Here is a 16,808-nt window from a genome sequence, read left to right on the forward strand (position 1 = left end):
TTCGGGAGTACGAAAAGTCCGGGTTGCGCCGGCTGACGCGACCCGGACTTCCGCCGTCAGAACACGCTGCCGGCCGCTAGAAACCGTGCCGGCGATTCCACCGCGAGATGTACATGGCGTAGGCAATGTTGCCGAGACCGGCGGTACAGAAGAACAGCACCACGTGCACGGCCGCCGATTGGCGCCGGCGCCGGCCCGGTCCCCCGACCACCGCCGTGGCGGTGTTGTTCACGATGATCTGGGGCGGGAGCTGCTGCGCAGCGGCGCCGTACCAGCCCGCCGGCGGCCGCGAAGGGTGCGGCTGGGGCGCGTAGGCCTGCGGCGGGTACCCGGGCGGCGGGTAACCCTGGACGGGCGCGCCAGCCGGGTACTGATTCGGGTACTGACTCGGATATGCGGTCGCCGGCGGGGGGACGGGCTGCGCGTTTCTAACAATTTTGTGACTTCAGAACGGAACCGGTTGAGTGATTCCCGCACAGGGTTAGGCAGGGACGATAACTATGCCATCCGCGATCGACCGGACGGCATCATCCGGTCGGATAGCAATGACAAATGTGCCATATGGCCTTCAGCCCGATGTCGTCCCCTTCGAATTGGGGAGCCACCCGCGGATCGCCTCCATCGACTCTCGCGGCCGGGGCGCGGCCGAGTAGACGCGGAACTCGCGATAGCGGGGATGCGCGATCTCCAATGCCGGCAGATCGTCCTCCCGGAGGCGGACCACGCAGTAGCCGGCGGCGAGCAGGTCGCGGCTCTTGGAGATGTCCACGAGCACTTTCGCGGCCGGCCTGTGCCAGTAGGCACCGTCGTACTCGATGACGACGCGCTCCTCGGCAGTGTTCACCAGGACGTCGGCGGTCCATGCCTTGCGCGCGATGAAGGCGGGATCGCGCAACAACGCACCGGACTGGGCGGCTCCGAAGACCTCGAGGGCCGCGGCGTGGTGGTCGAGCTCGACGCGGGATTTGCCGGTGGGCCGGCACTCAGGACATTCCGCGCCGTTCGTCCGGGACGACAGCGGCATCTGCCAGACATGGCCGGAGTTGATGGAGCAGATCCACTCCGGCACGAACGGGGTGTTCCCATGTGGTCGCACATGCCACGGCGTAATCGGGTTGGCCGGGCTCCACTCCGCGGCGAGCCCCGGGTCGCACCAGGCCAGCGAGCCGAGAATGGTGCGGCACGCGGGGCACCGCAGCCGCTGGTACTTGTCCCGGTCGACCACCGCCTCCTGCCATTCGTGGCCGCAGCAGTCCGAGCGCCACCAGACGTTCCGCTTGGAATTCCAGACGACGTTGCCGGGCGCGTACTTGCCATTGCGGGCCGGATGCCATTGGGACGCGATCTCGGGAAGCACCTCGGCGAGCACCTGCGGCTCGGCCCGAGTCACCTTGGCCTTGCAGGACGGGCAGCCACGGGAGTGGTACGTGTGCGGATCGAGGCGGGGCCGGTGCCCGTTCGGGCAGCGGAACTTGTATGACCCGAACGATCCGGCGACCATCACCTGGTGCGGGTCGGCGTCGTCGGCCCACGCCGCGAGAAGGCCGGGAACGGCGGCGACCGGCGTGACCGAGAGCCGCTCGTACTCCGCCCGCCACGCCTCGCTCTCCCGTTGGGCGCACGCCGGGCAGACGGGCCGCTCGGCCATCTCGTAGACCTTCTTCGCGAAGCGCAGGCCGCAGGTTGGGCAGCGCCAGTGCGCGTCGCGCCGGGCGCCCACCGTGGCGGTCGCGAGGGAGCTCGGATCGTTGGCGTCGTGGTCCCACCAGGCCAGCGCCTCGGAGCCGGACGCGGCGAACGGCACCTTGCCCGTCGGCTTCTCGGTGGGGTACCTGGACCGCGTGTTGCGGGAGCAGCTGCAGGCGAAGTCGCCCACCTGCGCAGCCTGGATCCGCCCGCAGGAGCGGCACTTGCCCAGCACCGGCTCGTATTCGTCGGTGACCTCCACGAGGGTGCCCAGGAACTCCCAGCCGGCCGCATCCAGGCGCCGGACGATCTCCTCGGTGGCGTACCGTCGCCGCACCCCGAGCCCGTCACGAGCACGCGCCCGAACGGCCCACGATCTCCAGAAGCAGGCCCGGCAGGTCTTCTCGCCGACGCCGTTCTTCTCCACCGTGTACTTCAGCGTGTAGTGGGCCTGGACGCCGCACGTGAGACAGCGGCCGAGCCGGTGCGCATCTGGTCCCGAGAAGGGTTCGACGGCCACAAGCCCGCCGGCGCGCAGAACGTCGTCAATGCATTCCGTGCACCACGCTGGGTTCTTCCTGGTCGTGAACGCAGCCTGCCGCGTGCACCCGATCGTCGAACACTCCTGAACCTTCACGCCCGCACCTCCGCAGAGAGGGTAAGCACTCGGGCGAGTGACGAGATCAAGTGCGCCGCCCACGGTTCAGCGACAGAACGTCGACCGCCAGTTTAGCTCGAGCTATAGTTGTGGCGTGCCTCCGGATTCCGCGAGCCGATGGACGATCAAGACCACTGCCGACGTTCGGCAGTGGTTGCGCGCGTTGCGACAGACGGACCTGAACACCTATCGCTCCGTCAACGTGGCCCTCGATATGTTGGCCGAGCGCGGCCCAGGACTCGGGCGTCCGCTGGTCGATACCCTGCAAGGGTCGGCCATCGGCAACCTGAAGGAACTACGACCGAGGTCCGGGCGCGAAGTTGCGATCCGGATCCTCTTCGTCTTCGACCCGTGGTCGCAAGCGGTGCTGCTGGTCGCCGGCAACAAGGCCGGGGACTGGTCAGGGTGGTACAAGACGGCGATTCCAGTGGCGGAAGTCGCGTACGAAGCCTGGTTGGCATTCGAACGGAAGCGGAGGGAGGACTCATGACCGAGTTCCACGACTGGCAGGACATTCGCGCCGAGCTGGACGACGGCGACACCGACGCACTTGCCGAGGAACGCGCGCGCACCGAAGCGTGGGTCAGCGCCTTCCACCTCGCCGAGGAACGAAAGCGGCTGGGGCTGACGCAGCGCCAGGTTGCCGACCTCATGGGTGTGACGCCGGGCAGGGTGAGCCAGATCGAGAACGGCGACCTCGACGTCAACGAAGTTGCCACCTTGAGCCGTTATGCGCAGGCGCTCGGCGCGCGCATGCGGATCATCTTCGACTACGGCAACGACCTCCGCCAGATCGCCTGATCGTTGGACGAGGACGCCGACCAGAAAAACGAGGTCGCTCGTCGGGATATCGAACTCGAGCCACCGCGCGGCGCAGGCGCGGCACGGCCGCAACGCGGGACGGGTGGCCGCTGATCGGCGGGTTGACGTGCCGCGAAGAGGGCACAATAAAAGACCTACGAGGCGATTTCCGCTTCACCAGTGTTACCTGGATCAGTTAGTGGAATTGCCTTCCAGCCTCTCGGCCTTGGGCTTCCCCCACTCGTCTCGTAGGTCCACATCCGAAGTTACTCCCACTGGCGGGTGACCGGGGGTGAGTCGGCGGGTGATCGTGCGCTTTCCGGCGGGCAAACCAGAAAGGGTGAGGCGAGTTGAGGATGCCATGCCGGACAGCAGGTATCCGCTGGTGCTGAAACCAGCAGCCGGAGAGTGCCGCGGGCGGCAAGGCCGTCGCCCATCGGTACGAGGGAAGGTGGACTCAATCGCCCACGCACCCCCGTTGAACAGGTGATCACGATGATGACCACGACGACTTACCAGGTTGACCCGGTCCTGTGCATGGCGCTGTTCGTCTCCGATGTGTCCCAGTTCAGCAACCTGGACGACGCCGCGATCCGTGAGACGGTCCACCGCACGCTCGACCGCCTCGGGCCGGACGAGTGCTACGCCCGCGCCGCCGAGGTGTTCGGCGATCGGCCCGACGTTGCCATCGAGCGCATCCACTGGGCGCGCGAGATGTGCGCCCGCGCCATGGCGCCCGCGATGGCCGGCTGACGATCCGGTCCGGCCCGGCGGCCCTCATCGCGCCTGAAGTACCGAGAGGACGTTGCCGGCCGGGTCGGTGAACCGAACCCGGCGCGCCGACATTCAGCCGAGAGCACGGTCGAGGTTGAACGCGGCGCTGATCAGTGCGAAGTGCGTGAACGCCTGCGGGAAGTTGCCCTGCTGCTCGCCGGTGCGCGCGATCTGTTCGGCGTACAGCCCGAGATGGTTGGCGTAGGTGAGCATCTTCTCGAAGGCCAGCCGCGCCTCGTCGAGCCGGCCCGCGCGGGTGAGCGCCTCGACGTACCAGAACGAGCAGATGGAGAAGGTGCCCTCCTCCCCGTGGAGGCCGTCCTGGCCGCTCGTGGGGTCGTAGCGGTACACCAGGGAATCAGAAACCAGCTCCGCGCCGAGTGCGTCCAGAGTGGAGAGCCACTTCGGGTCGGTCGGGGCGATGAACTTGGTCAGGGGCATCATCAGCAGCGCGGCGTCGAGGACGTCGTTGTCCTCCTGCTGGACGAACGCCTGCCGCGCGGGAGACCAGCCGCGGCGCATGATGTGCCGGTAGATCTCGTCCCGGGACCGCCCCCAGTGCAGGAGGTTCGCGGGCAGGCCACGGCGGCTGGCCATCCGCATGGCGCGCTCGATCGCGACCCAGCACATCAGCCTCGAGTACAGGAAGTTCCGGCGTCCGCCGCGGGTCTCCCAGATGCCTTCGTCCGGCTGGTTCCAGTGGTCGCAGACCCAGTTGACGACGGCGCAGACCGCGTCCCACTGGTCGCTGGAGATCGGCCGTCCCCATTTGTCGTAGAGGTACACCGAGTCGATGAGCGCGCCGTAGATATCGAGCTGGAGCTGGTCGGCGGCGGCGTTGCCGATGCGCACCGGCGCGGAGCCGCGGTAGCCGTCCAGGTGCTCCAGCTCGAGCTCGGGCAGGTCGGTGCGTCCGTCGATGCCGTACATGATCTGCAGCGGCCCGGTTGAACTGCTGCCGCGCCGGGCGATGCGATCGGCCAGGAACGTCATGAAGGCCTCGGCCTCGCCGGTGAAGCCCAGCCGCAGCAACGCATAGGCGCAGAAGGCGGCGTCGCGGATCCACACGTACCGGTAGTCCCAGTTGCGCTCGCCGCCGATCCGCTCGGGCAGGCTGGTCGTCGGCGCGGCCACGATCGCGCCGGTCGGGGCGTAGGTGAGCAGCTTGAGGGTCAGCGCGGAGCGGTGGACGGTCTCGCGCCAGCGGCCGCGGTACCGCGAGGCGGACAGCCATCGCCGCCAGAACGCGACCGTGGCGTTGAACTCGCTCTCGGCCTCGGCGTGCGGGCACCCGCGCGGCATGATGTCGTCGCCGACCCGGTCGAGGGCGAAGACCGCGGACTCGCCCTCCAGGAGCTTGAACGTCGCCGTCGCGTCCAGGGCCTCGTGTTCCACCGGCACCGTGGCGGTCAGCGCCAGCGCGAGGCCGGCGGACTCGAAGCGCGTCTGGCCGGCGTGCCACCCCACGGTGTGCGGCTGCCTCGCGTAGTCGAACCGGGGAGCCACCCGCGCCCGGAACGGCATCGTGCCGCGCACGCACAGGACGCGCCGGATCAGCCGGTGGCGGCCGGCGTCGTAGGTGTCGCCGGTGATCGGCATGAAGTCCTGCACCTCGCCCACACCCTCTTCGGTGAAAAAGCGGGTGATCAGCACGTTGGTGTCGGGGAAGTAGAACTGCTTGGTCGTCGCCGGGGCGTCGGCGGCGAGCTCGAAGAACCCGCCCCGGTCGGCGTCGAGGATCGAGGCGAACACGCTCGGGGCGTCGAAGCGGGGACAGCAGTACCAGTCGATGGTGCCGTTGGTGCCCACCAGCGCCACCGTGCGCAGGTCGCCGATCAGGCCGTGCTCGGCGATCGGCAGGTAGCTCGGCTCATGCCCGCCGCTCATGACATGGCGCTTCCCCGTTCTGCCCCCGCGTAACAAGCGGGCACACGCTCTTGACTCCCAACTTACGACGCAGTTACGGTGCTGTTGCGATATTAATGCACGTGTGAATATCTATTCAACGCACATCGCTCCCCCTACCGGCAGCCCCCAGCGACACGGGGCCGATGGCGGCTGCCCAAATCCGGAAGGAAGTGCACATGCGAGCGCGATCGCTCCGACAGTGCCTGGTCGCCGCGGCCCTGGCAGTGACCCTGCCGCTCACGGCCGCAACCGCCGCCCAGGCCGCGAACGAGGACGGCAACTCCCAGGGGCAGAACGGCAACTCCCAGGGGCAGAACCAGGGCTCGTCGACCACCAAGCCGCGCATCATCGTCTCGCAGGACGGCGAGGTGGACGACATGGACTCGTTCATCCGCTTCCTGTACTACTCCAACGAGTTCGACATCCAGGGCATCGTCTACTCGAGCTCGCGGTACCACTACGCGGGCGACGGCGTGAACGTGCAGCCCTTCCGCTGGACCGGCACCGAGTGGCTCAACCACTACATCGACCTGTACGAGCAGATCTACCCGAACCTGCGCAAGCACGCGGACGGCTACCCGAGCCCCGAGAAGCTGCGCTCGCTGTACAAGATCGGCAACATCGACAACGTCAGCGAGATGGACAAGGTCACCGAGGGTTCCGAGTGGATCAAGAAGGTGGTCCTCGACAACCAGCCCGGCCCCCTGTACATCCAGTCGTGGGGCGGCCTGAACACCACGGCCCGGGCGCTGAAGTCCATCCAGGAGCAGTACCAGAACGACCCCAAGTGGCCGGACATCCAGCGCAAGATCAGCCAGAAGGTCGTCATCTACAACATCCTTGACCAGGACTCGACCCTCAACGGCTACATCAAGCCCAACTGGCCCGACCTGAAGATCGTCGACAACCAGAGCCAGTTCTGGAGCTTCGCCTACCTCTGGACGCGCCAGGTGCCGGCCGCCAACCAGTACGCGCTCAAGGCGCCGTACATGGAGCAGAACTTCCTGAACGGGCACGGCCCGCTGCTGGAGCAGTACCGCACCTACCGCGACGGCAAGCCGACCCCCGGCGATGACCAGAACAACCGGTGGCGCCCGGACCAGAACCTCACGTACGGCGTGCACGACTTCATCTCCGAGGGCGACTCGCCGTCCTTCATGTACCTGCTCGACTTCAACGGCCTGCGCTCGTCGGAGAACCCGACGTACGGCGGCTGGGGCGGCCGGTTCGCCACGAACGCCAGCGGCTGGATCGACACGACCGACGTCAACCCGACCACCGGCGCGAACGACCGGGCGTACCCGCAGACCCGCTGGGTCGCCGACCTGCAGAACGACTTCGCGGCGCGCGCCGACTGGGGCGTGAGCTCGAAGTACAGCGACGCCAACCACAACCCGACGGCCTCCGTCCGCGAAGGCCTGAACCTGCAGGCGAAGGTCGGCCAGACGCTGACCCTGCACGGCCGCGGCTCCGACCCGGACGGCAACAAGCTCACCTACCGCTGGTGGGAGTACACGGACGCGGACACCTACGCCGGCACGGTCGCGCTCTCGGGCGCGGACACGGCGACCACGTCGTTCACCGTCCCCGCCGACGCCAAGCCGGGCGACACCATCCACCTGATCCTCGAGGTCACCGACAACGGCATCCCCGCGCTCAAGCACTACCAGCGGGTCATCGTCACGGTGAAGTAAGCCGGGCGCTCGACCGGCTCGAAGGGCCGACCCACTCGTTGGGTCGGCCCTTCGGCTTTGTGGGGCCCGGGTGTACGGGGGTAGCAAGTAAAGAAACAGCGCACGAGTCGGGAGGCACTGCGATGTCCGTACAGCTCAATCACACGATTGTCGCGGCCCGCGACAAGGAGACATCAGCCAAGTTCCTGGCGGCGATATTGGACGTGCCGATGGGTGCTCGCTTCGGCCCGTTCGTCCCGGTCGAGGTGAGCAACGGCGTCACCTTGGACTTCGCCGATACCGGGGACCGGCCCATCACGTCCCAGCACTACGCGTTTCTGGTCTCGGAGAACGACTTCGACGCCATTTTCGGCCGGATCAAGCAGGCCGGGGTGACCTACTACGCCGATCCGCACCACGGCCAGCCGCAGGAGATCAACCACCGCGACGGCGGTCGTGGCGTGTACTTCGACGACCCGAACGGGCACAACCTGGAGATCCTCACGCGCCCGTACGGCAGCGGCACCGCGTGAGAGAAAACGAAGGTGCCGCTCCCCCGGCTCGCCGTGAGGCGGGCGGAGAAGCGGCACCGGCGCGAGGCGCGAGGTTCAGTCGACGGCGCCGAAGAGGGCGTCCTGGACGATGCGCTGGGCGGCCATGGCGTCCTGGCGCTCCTGGGCCTCGGCGAGCGCGTCGACGTCGAGCCGGTCGAGCGCCCGGTGGAGGCGCTTGAGCGTGTTGATGGCGGTCTTGGCCGCGTCCACGCTGTCCTCGCGGAAGGGGAACTGGTCGAGCTGCCAGACGCCGTCCCAGTTGTTCTTGCGCAGCGTGTGGAAGAACTCGAAGATCTCGGTGAGGTGGACCGTGCCGACCACCAGGTCGTCGTCCCAGCCGCGCAGGTTGTCGTTCACGTCCATGCCGAAGAGGCGGCCGTGGTCGATGATGAGCTGGGCGGCGTCGGCCGGCGACTCGCCGCCGTAGAGGCTGTGGCCGAAGTCCAGCAGGATGCCGACGTTGTCCAGGCCGATCTGCTCGATCCCGAGCAGGGTGCGCGCGGCGGAGTCCCAGGTCATCTTGACGCGCGGCTCACGCGGCTTGTACTCGATGGCGAACTTGAGGTCGGGGTGGGCGCCGGCCAGCTCGCGCATGCCGTCGACGGCGAGCTTCCACAGGGTGCGGTGGTCGACCTGGAACGGGTAGTCCCAGCCGTCCTGACCGGGCCAGATCTTGACGTAGTCGGCGCCGAGCTCGCGGACCACGCCGGCGGCCTCGTGCATGAGGTCGAGCGCCGCGGCGCGAACGGCCGGGTCGGGGTTGGTGAACGAGCCCCGGCAGAACTTGCGCAGGTAGATCTCCGGGGTGATCCCGATGGCGCCGAGGCCCTGGGCGGCGAGGGCGTCCTTCACCTCGCTGAGGCCGACACCCGGGGTGAACGGATAGTTGAGGTCGACGACGGACAGGTCGCCGACCTGCCCGGCCAGCTCGATGGCTTCCAGCGTGGTCCGGGCCGGGCCGTAGCCGTCGGTGGCGTACCGGTCGACGTAGGTGGCGAAGTGCCAGAGGCCGGCGCCGAAGCGCGGGTACTCGGTCATGCGGATCAGCTCCCGAGGTGGTTAGCGGACGGGGTGGATGCTCGCTCGACGGCTTGGCGCCATCCGGAGCGGAGGTCGGCGGCGGCGGTACCGGCGCTGGGAAGGAACTCGTCGTAGACGACGCCGGTCGACGGCCCGCCGACCGGCCAGAGCCCGGCGGCGCGGCCCGCGAGGTGGGCGGCGCCGAGGGCGGAGAGGTTCGCGGTCCGGGCCCTGCGCACCGGCACGCCGGTGAGGTCGGCCTGGATCTGCATGAGCTGGTCGTTGCCGCTGGCGCCGCCGTCGGCGAGCAGGCACCCGGCGCTGCCGATGGCCTCGACGACGTCGGTCACCTGGTGCGCGATCGACTCGATCGCGGCCCGGGCCAGCTGGGCCGCCCCGGCGCCGAGGGTGAGGCCGGTGATCGTGCCGGTGGCGGTGTCGTCCCACCACGGCGCGGCGAGGCCGCCGAACGCCGGCACCAGCTGGACGCCGTCGCTGGAGGCGGTCTCGGCGAGGCCGGCGATCCGCTCCGGGGTGGTGCCGAGCAGGTCGGCCAGCCACGTGATCGTCGCGCCGCTGGAGCGGATGTTGCCCTCGGCGGCGAGCCGGGGGGTCGGAACGCCCCAGGCGACGGTCACGCAGACGGCCTTGCCGGGCTCCGGTGCCGCGTCGGGCAGCAGCCGCATGACCGACGATCCGGTGCCGTAGGTGACCTTGACACCGTCGGACGCGCGGGTTCCGTGGGCGTAGAGGGCGGCGTGGGAGTCGCCGAGCACGGCGGTGATCGGCAGGCCGGCCAGGATCCCCCCGCGCTTGCCGATCGTGCCGAGGTCGCCGGCCGATGCCACGACGTCGGGCAGGGCGCTCGCGGGTATGCCGAACAGACCGAGGAGGTCGCCGCTCCACGCCCCCGAGTGCACGTCGAGCAGCTGCGTGCGCGACGCGTTGCCGACCTCGATGCGGTGCTCGCCGGTCAGGGCGTACAGCAGCCAGGCGTCGATCGTGCCGACGGCGGCGTCCGGCGCCCGGTCGAGCAGCCACCGCAGCTTGGCCGCGCTGAACATGGGGTCCAGCGGCAGGCCGCTGATCGCCCGGACCGGCTGGTCGTGCCCGCCGGCCCGCAGGTCGTCGCAGAACGCCTGGGCGCGCTGGTCCTGCCAGCCGAGGACCGGGCCGGCCGGCCGGCCGGTGCGCCGGTCCCAGACGACGGCCGACTCGCGCTGCGTGCTCAGCCCGACGGCGACGACCGTGCCGAGGTCGACGCCGTCCAGGCACTCGGCGGCGGCCCGCAGCACGCTGTCGAGGATGTCGTCGGCGTCCTGTTCCACCCAGCCGGGCCGGGGGTAGCGGATGCCGACCGGAGCGGAACCGGTGCGAACGACCGCCCCGCTCCGGTCGACCAGCAGGCACTTGGTCGAGCTGGTGCCCTGGTCGATCGCGAGGGTCAGTTCGTCAGGCATCGGAGCGGGCGAGGGTGACGGCGGCGGCCCGGATCTCCGCGGCGGTGAGGCCGAAGTGCTCGAGCAGCATGGCCGTGTCGCCGGTCGGCGCGAACTGACGGGGAACGCCGAGCATCCGCATCGGCACGGGCCGGCGGTCCGACACGACGATCGCGGCGACGGCCGCGCCGAGCCCGCCGGTGACGGTGGCTTCCTCGGCGGTCACGATCGCGCGCGTCTCGCGGGCCGCGCGGCGGATCGCCTCCTCGTCCAGCGGGGCGATGGTCGACATGTTGAGCACGCGCACGGAAACGCCTTCCGCCGCGGCCTCCTCCGCCGCCTGCAGCGCCCGGGAGACCATCGTGCCGGTCGCCACGACCGTGACGTCGTCGCCGTCGCGCAGGCAGCTCGACCGGCCGAAGGTGAACGGCCGGTCGCCGGTCACGGCGGGCACCTTGAACCGGCCGATGCGCAGGAAGACCGGGGTGCGGGCGCCGGCGGCCCACCGGACGGCCGCCCGGGTCTCGGCCGGGTCCGCGGGAACCACGATCCCCAGGCCGGCGATGGCCCGCAGCCACGCCAGGTCCTCGATCGAGTGGTGGGTGGGGCCGAGCTCGCCGTACGCCATGCCGGGGCTCATCCCGCACAGCACGACCGGCGACTCGCTGTACGCGACGTCGGCCTTGATCTGCTCCAGCGCCCGGCCGGTCAGGAACGGCGCGGCCGCGCACACGAACGGGATGTAGCCGCTCAGCGCGAGCCCGGCGCCGACGCCGACCATGTCCTGCTCGGCGATGCCGACGTTGATGAGCCGGTCCGGGAACTCCTTGGCGAAGCCGCCGAGGTTGCTGGACCCGACCGAGTCGTTGCAGACGGCCACGATGCGCTCGTCGGCGCGGGCCAGCTCGATCAGCTCCTCGGCGAAGGCGACGCGGCAGTCGTACGTCTGCGCGCCCGTCTCCACGACCGCGCTCATCGGGCCAGCTCCGCCGCGGCGGTGCTGATCTGCTCCGCCGTGGGCACCTTGTGGTGCCATTCGACGCGGTCTTCCATGAACGAGACGCCTCTTCCCTTGATCGTGTTGGCGATGACGCAGGTCGGCCGGTCACCGCGGGTGGCGGTGAACGCCTCCAGCAGCGCGAGGTGGTCGTGGCCGTCGACCGTCACGACGTCCCAGCCGAAGCTGCGCCACTTGTCGTCGAGCGGGTCGAGCGCGCTGGTGTCCTCGGTGCGTGCGCCCTGCTGCAGGCGGTTGCGGTCGATCACGGCGGTCAGGTTCGACAGCCGCCGGTGCCCGGCCGTCATCGCGGCCTCCCAGTTGCTGCCCTCCTGCAGCTCCCCGTCGCCGAGCACGACAAACACCTGCCGCGCCGAACCGGCGAGCCGGCCGGCCACCGCCATGCCGACCGCCACGGGCAGGCCGTGGCCGAGCGGGCCGGTGTTCGTCTCCACGCCCGGAACCTTCACCCGGTTCGGGTGACCGTTGAGCGCCGAGTACGGGGCGGCGAAGGTCTCGAGCTCCTCGGCCCCGAAGAACCCGGCCGCGGAGAGGGTGGCGTAGAGCGCACCCGCGGTGTGGCCCTTGCTGAGCACGAGCCGGTCGCGGTCGGCCCAGTCCGGTCGTTCCGGGTCGACGCGCAGTACAGCGAAAAACAGCGTGGTGAGGATGTCGAGGACGGACATGTCGCCGCCCACGTGGCCCAGCCCGGCCCGGCCGATCATCGCCAGGTCGGTGGTGCGGGACTGGTTGGCCCTTCGCCGCAGCATCTCACGGCGATGTTCGGGCTCGGCGTCGGCGAGTTCCTTACGGAACCGGCGCCAGTCGGCGGCGGCCGAAGAGTCGGCGACCAGCATGGGAGTCCTCTCGTTTCTGCTGTGGTGACCGGTCGAGCCGGGCGGGCCCGAGTGCCGGACCCGCCCGGTGCAGCACGTCAGGAACCTTCGACGGCGAAGGCGTTGACCTGCTTGGCGTTGTCGGCGTTGACCAGCACGCAGTCCACCGACTGCTTCTCGGGCTCGCTCGCCTTGCCGTTCTTGATGTAGGCGTCGGCCTGGTCAACGGCCATCTGGGAGATCTTGCTGGCCGGCTGGAGCACGGTGGCCTTGATGCCGTCCTTGAGGATCGAGGCGACGACGTCGGGGCTGCCGTCGAAGCCGACGACGACGATGTCCTTGCGGCCCGCGGCCTGAATGGCCGCGTACGCGCCGAGCGCCATGGTGTCGTTGCCGGCGATGATGCCCTTGATGTCCGGGTGGGCCTGCAGGATCGTCTGGGTCTTGCTCAGCGCCTCGGCCTGGTCCCAGTTCGCGCTCTGCTGCGCGACCATCTTCATGTCCGGGTACTGGTCCAGCACGCCGTGGAAGCCCTGGGAGCGCACGCCGGCGTTGGTGTCCGTGGCCTTGCCGGTCAGCTCCGCGTAGTTGCCCTTGTTGCCCATCACCTTGGCGAACTCCTGGCCGCCGAGCCCGGCGCCCTGGGCGTTGTTGGCCACGATCTGCGCGACCGCGACACCGGTCTTGTTGATCTCGCGGTCGATGAGGAAGGTCGGGATCTTCGCGTCCTTGGCCCGCTGGATGGCGGTCACCGAGGAGTCGGCACCGGCGTTGTCGAGGATGATCGCCGCCGCCTTGCGCGAGATCGCGGTGTCGATCTCCTGGCTCTGCTTGGTCGGGTCGTCGTCGTGGCTGAGCACGAGCGTCTCGTAGCCGAGCTTCTTCGCCTGCGCGGCCGCGGCGTCCTGCTCGGCCTTGAAGAAGACGTTGTCCGGCGAGGGGGTGATGATCACGATCAGCTTGCTACCGCCGCCGGCGCCGGTGGACGACGCGGAGGAGGGGCTGTCGGCCTTGTCGCTACCACAGGCGGAGAGGGCGAGCAGGGCGGCAGTGCCGACCGGCAGAACGAAGCGGCGCAGGACCGAGGGTGTCTTCATCGGGCGTACCTTTCGAACGGAGGCGGGTTGGGATGGTGGATGGATCAGGCGGCGCGTTTGGCGAGCCGGGTTTGCAGCCCTTGCTGCGCCTGCTCGGCGATGATCGCGAAGATGATCACGGCGCCCTTGACGACCGACTGCCAGAAGGTGGAGACGCCGACCAGGACCAGGCCGTCGCTGAGGAAGCCGATGACGAAGGCCCCCATGACGGTGCCGATGATCGTGCCGCGCCCGCCGCTGAGGGCGGTGCCGCCCAGGACGGCCGCGGCGATCGCGTTGAGCTCGTACGTGGTGGCGGTGTCGGGGTACGCGGCCCCGAGCTCGGACGTGAGCAGCAGTCCGGCGAGCGCGGCGCAGGCGCCGGAGATCACGTAAACGGCGATCTTGATGCGCTTGACCCGGATGCCGGACAGCACCGCGGCGCGTTCGTTGCCACCGACGGCGAAGACGCGCCGGCCGAACGGGGTGCGGGTGGTCACGATGATCGCCGCCACGGCGACGGCCACCATGATCCACACCGCGACCGGGATGCCGAGCAGCCGGTCCACGCCGATGACGTGGAAGCCCTCGTTGCCGCGACCGGGCGAGCCGGCCAGGTCCGGGTAGGTGCCGCCGTTGCTCAACAGCTGCGCGGCGCCCCGGGCGACGTAGAGCATGCCGAGCGTGGCAATGAACGGCGCCACCTTGAACCGGGTGACCAGCACCGCGTTGAGGGCGCCGACCAGCGCACCGACGGCGATGCCGATGACGATGACCACCGCGACGGAGAAGAACAGCGCGCCGCCTGGCACGTGCAGGCCCTTGAACAGCAGCCCGCCCGCGACCATGCTCGCGAGCCCGGCGATCGAGCCGACCGACAGGTCGATGCCGCCGGTCAGGATCACGAAGGTGACGCCGATGGCCAGGATGGCGTTGACCGCCACGTGCTTGGTCATCAGCAGCAGGTTGCTCTGGGTCAGGTACTCCGACGAGATGGCGCTGAACACGATCACCAGCGCCACCAGCACGATCAGCGTCCGCCCGCGCAGCAGGAGCAGCGCCGCCGAGGCGAACCGCGAGCTCGAGGTGGGTGCTCGCCTCCCCGGCGCGACGGGATCGGACTTGGCGACGTCGGCGTCGATCATGGTTGTACCTCCAGGACCCTGTCGGATGCGGAGGCGCCGACCAGGGCCTCCTCGGTGACGTTCGCGGCGGTGAACTCGGCCGTGATCCGGCCCCGGGCCATCACCAGCACCCGGTTCGCCATGGCGATCACCTCGGCGAGCTCCGAGGAGATGAACAGCACACCCAGGCCCTCGGCGGCCAACCGGGCCATCAGGGCGGCGATCTGCGCCTTGGCGCCCACGTCGATGCCCCGGGTCGGCTCGTCGAGCAGCAGTACGACCGGCTCGGTGAGCAGCGCCCGGGCGAGCACGACCTTCTGCTGGTTGCCACCGCTGAGCGCGGTGACCGCGGCGGCCAGCCCCGGGATCTTGATGCTCAACTCGCTGACCTGACCGGCCGCGATGCGCTGCTCGGCCGATGCGGGGAGCAGTCCGGCGCGGCTGACCCGGTCGATCGTGGCGAGCAGGATGTTGTCGCGCACGGACATGGTCTGCACCAGGCCGTCGCGCTGCCGGTCCTCCGGGACCAGGGCCAGCCCGGCGGCCAGGCGCGCCTGCACGGTGGCCTCGGACACGAGCTTCCCGCGCACGCGCACCTCGCCGCTGGTGGCGCGGCGCGCGCCCATCAGCGCCTCGACGAGCTCGGTGCGGCCGGCGCCCATCAGCCCGTAGATGCCGACGACCTCGCCGGCGCGGAGGGTGAACGACACGTCGTCGACCAGCGGGCGCACCGGCCCGGGCACGGTGAGATGGCGTACGTCCAGCAGCACGTCACCGACCGACGCTTCGCTGTGCTGGTAGAGCGAGTCGGGGTCGCGCCCGACCATCTGCCGCACGATCCACCCGGTGTCGGTGTTGCGCATGGACTCGTGTGCGACCAGGTTGCCGTCGCGCAGGACGGTCACCCAGTCGCCGATGCGGCGGAACTCGTCCAGCTTGTGCGAGATGTAGATGATCGTCACATCGCGCTTGCGCAGGTCCGCCATCACGTCGAACAGGACGTCGACCTCGTTGTTGGACAGGGCCGAGGTCGGCTCGTCCATGATCAGGACCCGGACGTCGGAGAGCAGGCAACGGCCGATCTCGATCAGCTGCTGCTGACCGATGGGCAGGTCACCGACGAGCGTGTCGGGATCCAGGTCCTGACCCAGGCGGCGCAGCACCTCCGCCGTCCGGCGCCGCTGCGCGCCGTCGTCGACGAAGCGGCCTCCCCGGCGCAGCTCGCGGCCGGCGAACATGTTCCGGGCGATGGACATGTTCGGGAAGAGGCTGAGCTCCTGGTGAATGATCTCGATGCCGCGCGCCATCGCCTCGCGCGGGCTGCTCAGCTGCACCGGCTCGCCGTCCAGCAGGATCTCGCCGCGCGTGGGCTGCTCCGTGCCGGACAGGATCTTCATCAGCGTCGACTTGCCGGCACCGTTCTCGCCGACCAGGACGTTGACCTTTCCGCGGTACGCCGTGAAGGTCACGTCCTTGAGCGCGCGCACGCCGCCGTATTCCTTGCCCACCCCGCGGGCGACGAGGACCTCGTCGGTAGGCGTCACGACGTGACCTGCAGCTCGGTCGGGACCACCATGATCTGGGTCGGGCTCAGGGCCGAGAACGCGCCGTAGAAGCTGATCGTCTTGTCGACGAGCCCGGCGCGATCGACCTGGGCCACCACGTCGGTCTTGACCCGGTTGTTGATCTGGTTGGCGACGTTGGCGTAGTCGATCTGGTTGGTGAAGTCGCCGAACGAGATGAAGCCGACACCGTCGCGGATCGCCGTGCCCGCGATGACGGGCCCGGTGGCCACGTACAGCGTGATCGGCTGACCGCCGTCCTGGGCGATCTCGACGGTCACCGGCCCGGTCGGCGCGGACGTGTCGACCTTGACCACCTTGCCGGTGCCCTTGACCAGGAAGGCGTACGGGCTGCCGGTGCCGGCCTGGTGACCGTACTGCTTGCCGGCGGCGTTGACGTCCTTGGCGACAGCCGGCGCGACGGTCGTGATGTCGACGGCGTGGTCGTGCACGGTCGGCACGATCTTCGACGTCCAGATGCCGTCGACGTAGGTCTTGGCATCGAACGCCGAGGCACCACCCGTCTGGCCGCCGGCTTGCTGAGCTTCGTAGACGTACACCCCTGGCACGCGGCTGCACGCCGAGAGCACCGGCAGGACAAGCAGGCCCGCGAGCGCGTACCGCAGCAGAAGAGTCACCCTCATGTGAATATCCATTCAGTTGTGATTGGACATGCATGTACTGTGAACTTCCTATGTCG

16 protein-coding genes are annotated in these 16,808 nt (G+C 69.4%); 5 read left to right on the forward strand and 11 right to left on the reverse strand.

Features of this window, described 5'->3' with window-relative positions; translation table 11 throughout:
* Nucleotides 1-76: 76 nt before the first annotated feature.
* Together ABD352_RS58030 and ABD352_RS39810 are read right to left on the reverse strand one after the other, a co-directional pair.
* On the reverse strand, nucleotides 77-232 hold the full coding sequence (locus ABD352_RS58030) for a DUF8108 domain-containing protein (protein ID WP_486303854.1): 156 nt from the start codon (nucleotides 230-232) through the stop codon (nucleotides 77-79).
* 336 nt (nucleotides 233-568) lie between these two features.
* On the reverse strand, nucleotides 569-2,206 hold the full coding sequence (locus tag ABD352_RS39810) for a zinc-ribbon domain-containing protein (RefSeq protein WP_344617758.1): 1,638 nt from the start codon (nucleotides 2,204-2,206) through the stop codon (nucleotides 569-571).
* A 232-nt stretch (nucleotides 2,207-2,438) separates the two neighbouring features.
* Between ABD352_RS39810 and ABD352_RS39815 the strand changes: the two genes are divergently transcribed.
* The 3 genes from ABD352_RS39815 to ABD352_RS39825 all read left to right on the forward strand — a co-directional run bounded on the left by ABD352_RS39815 (nucleotide 2,439) and on the right by ABD352_RS39825 (nucleotide 3,898).
* Nucleotides 2,439-2,834: a type II toxin-antitoxin system RelE/ParE family toxin gene (locus tag ABD352_RS39815; protein ID WP_344617759.1), complete on the forward strand. Its 396-nt coding sequence runs from the start codon at nucleotides 2,439-2,441 to the stop codon at nucleotides 2,832-2,834.
* Nucleotides 2,831-3,145, forward strand: a complete 315-nt coding sequence (locus ABD352_RS39820) for a helix-turn-helix domain-containing protein (RefSeq protein WP_344617760.1) — start codon at nucleotides 2,831-2,833, stop codon at nucleotides 3,143-3,145. Before ABD352_RS39815 ends, ABD352_RS39820 begins: the two co-directional genes overlap by 4 nt.
* Before the next feature lie 498 nt (nucleotides 3,146-3,643).
* Nucleotides 3,644-3,898, forward strand: coding sequence for a hypothetical protein (locus ABD352_RS39825; protein ID WP_344617761.1), 255 nt, complete (start codon nucleotides 3,644-3,646; stop codon nucleotides 3,896-3,898).
* Between the two features lie 93 nt (nucleotides 3,899-3,991).
* On the opposite strand, the gene ABD352_RS39830 is transcribed toward ABD352_RS39825, so the two are convergent.
* The gene (locus ABD352_RS39830; protein ID WP_344617762.1) at nucleotides 3,992-5,806 is read right to left on the reverse strand and encodes a glycoside hydrolase family 15 protein; all 1,815 of its coding nucleotides are present in this window, start codon (nucleotides 5,804-5,806) and stop codon (nucleotides 3,992-3,994) included.
* A 197-nt stretch (nucleotides 5,807-6,003) separates the two neighbouring features.
* Between ABD352_RS39830 and ABD352_RS39835 the strand changes: the two genes are divergently transcribed.
* Together ABD352_RS39835 and ABD352_RS39840 are read left to right on the forward strand one after the other, a co-directional pair.
* Complete coding sequence (locus ABD352_RS39835) at nucleotides 6,004-7,521, forward strand: DUF1593 domain-containing protein (protein ID WP_344617763.1); 1,518 nt, start codon at nucleotides 6,004-6,006, stop codon at nucleotides 7,519-7,521.
* A gap of 122 nt (nucleotides 7,522-7,643) precedes the next feature.
* Nucleotides 7,644-8,033 (forward strand): VOC family protein, encoded by a 390-nt coding sequence (locus ABD352_RS39840; protein ID WP_344617764.1) that lies wholly within the window; start codon nucleotides 7,644-7,646, stop codon nucleotides 8,031-8,033.
* Nucleotides 8,034-8,108: 75 nt separating this feature from the next.
* Here ABD352_RS39840 and ABD352_RS39845 read toward each other — a convergent pair whose 3' ends face one another.
* The 8 genes from ABD352_RS39845 to ABD352_RS39880 all read right to left on the reverse strand — a co-directional run bounded on the left by ABD352_RS39845 (nucleotide 8,109) and on the right by ABD352_RS39880 (nucleotide 16,752).
* A complete protein-coding gene (locus tag ABD352_RS39845; protein WP_344617765.1) occupies nucleotides 8,109-9,092 on the reverse strand; it encodes a sugar phosphate isomerase/epimerase family protein in 984 nt (327 codons plus the stop codon).
* A 5-nt stretch (nucleotides 9,093-9,097) separates the two neighbouring features.
* The gene (locus ABD352_RS39850) at nucleotides 9,098-10,534 is read right to left on the reverse strand and encodes an FGGY family carbohydrate kinase (protein ID WP_344617766.1); all 1,437 of its coding nucleotides are present in this window, start codon (nucleotides 10,532-10,534) and stop codon (nucleotides 9,098-9,100) included.
* On the reverse strand, nucleotides 10,527-11,489 hold the full coding sequence (locus ABD352_RS39855) for a transketolase family protein (protein ID WP_344617767.1): 963 nt from the start codon (nucleotides 11,487-11,489) through the stop codon (nucleotides 10,527-10,529). Before ABD352_RS39855 ends, ABD352_RS39850 begins: the two co-directional genes overlap by 8 nt.
* On the reverse strand, nucleotides 11,486-12,367 hold the full coding sequence (locus tag ABD352_RS39860; protein WP_344617768.1) for a transketolase: 882 nt from the start codon (nucleotides 12,365-12,367) through the stop codon (nucleotides 11,486-11,488). Before ABD352_RS39860 ends, ABD352_RS39855 begins: the two co-directional genes overlap by 4 nt.
* Nucleotides 12,368-12,444: 77 nt before the next feature.
* Complete coding sequence (locus ABD352_RS39865; RefSeq protein WP_344617769.1) at nucleotides 12,445-13,443, reverse strand: D-ribose ABC transporter substrate-binding protein; 999 nt, start codon at nucleotides 13,441-13,443, stop codon at nucleotides 12,445-12,447.
* Nucleotides 13,444-13,487: 44 nt separating this feature from the next.
* Nucleotides 13,488-14,567, reverse strand: a complete 1,080-nt coding sequence (locus ABD352_RS39870) for an ABC transporter permease (protein ID WP_344617770.1) — start codon at nucleotides 14,565-14,567, stop codon at nucleotides 13,488-13,490.
* Complete coding sequence (locus ABD352_RS39875) at nucleotides 14,564-16,090, reverse strand: sugar ABC transporter ATP-binding protein (RefSeq protein WP_344617771.1); 1,527 nt, start codon at nucleotides 16,088-16,090, stop codon at nucleotides 14,564-14,566. Before ABD352_RS39875 ends, ABD352_RS39870 begins: the two co-directional genes overlap by 4 nt.
* Nucleotides 16,087-16,752 (reverse strand): DUF2291 family protein, encoded by a 666-nt coding sequence (locus ABD352_RS39880; protein ID WP_344617772.1) that lies wholly within the window; start codon nucleotides 16,750-16,752, stop codon nucleotides 16,087-16,089. Before ABD352_RS39880 ends, ABD352_RS39875 begins: the two co-directional genes overlap by 4 nt.
* Between the last annotated feature and the right edge of the window lie 56 nt (nucleotides 16,753-16,808).

The organism is Dactylosporangium salmoneum, from assembly GCF_039532525.1.
GTDB classification, from domain to species: Bacteria; Actinomycetota; Actinomycetes; order Mycobacteriales; family Micromonosporaceae; genus Dactylosporangium; species Dactylosporangium salmoneum.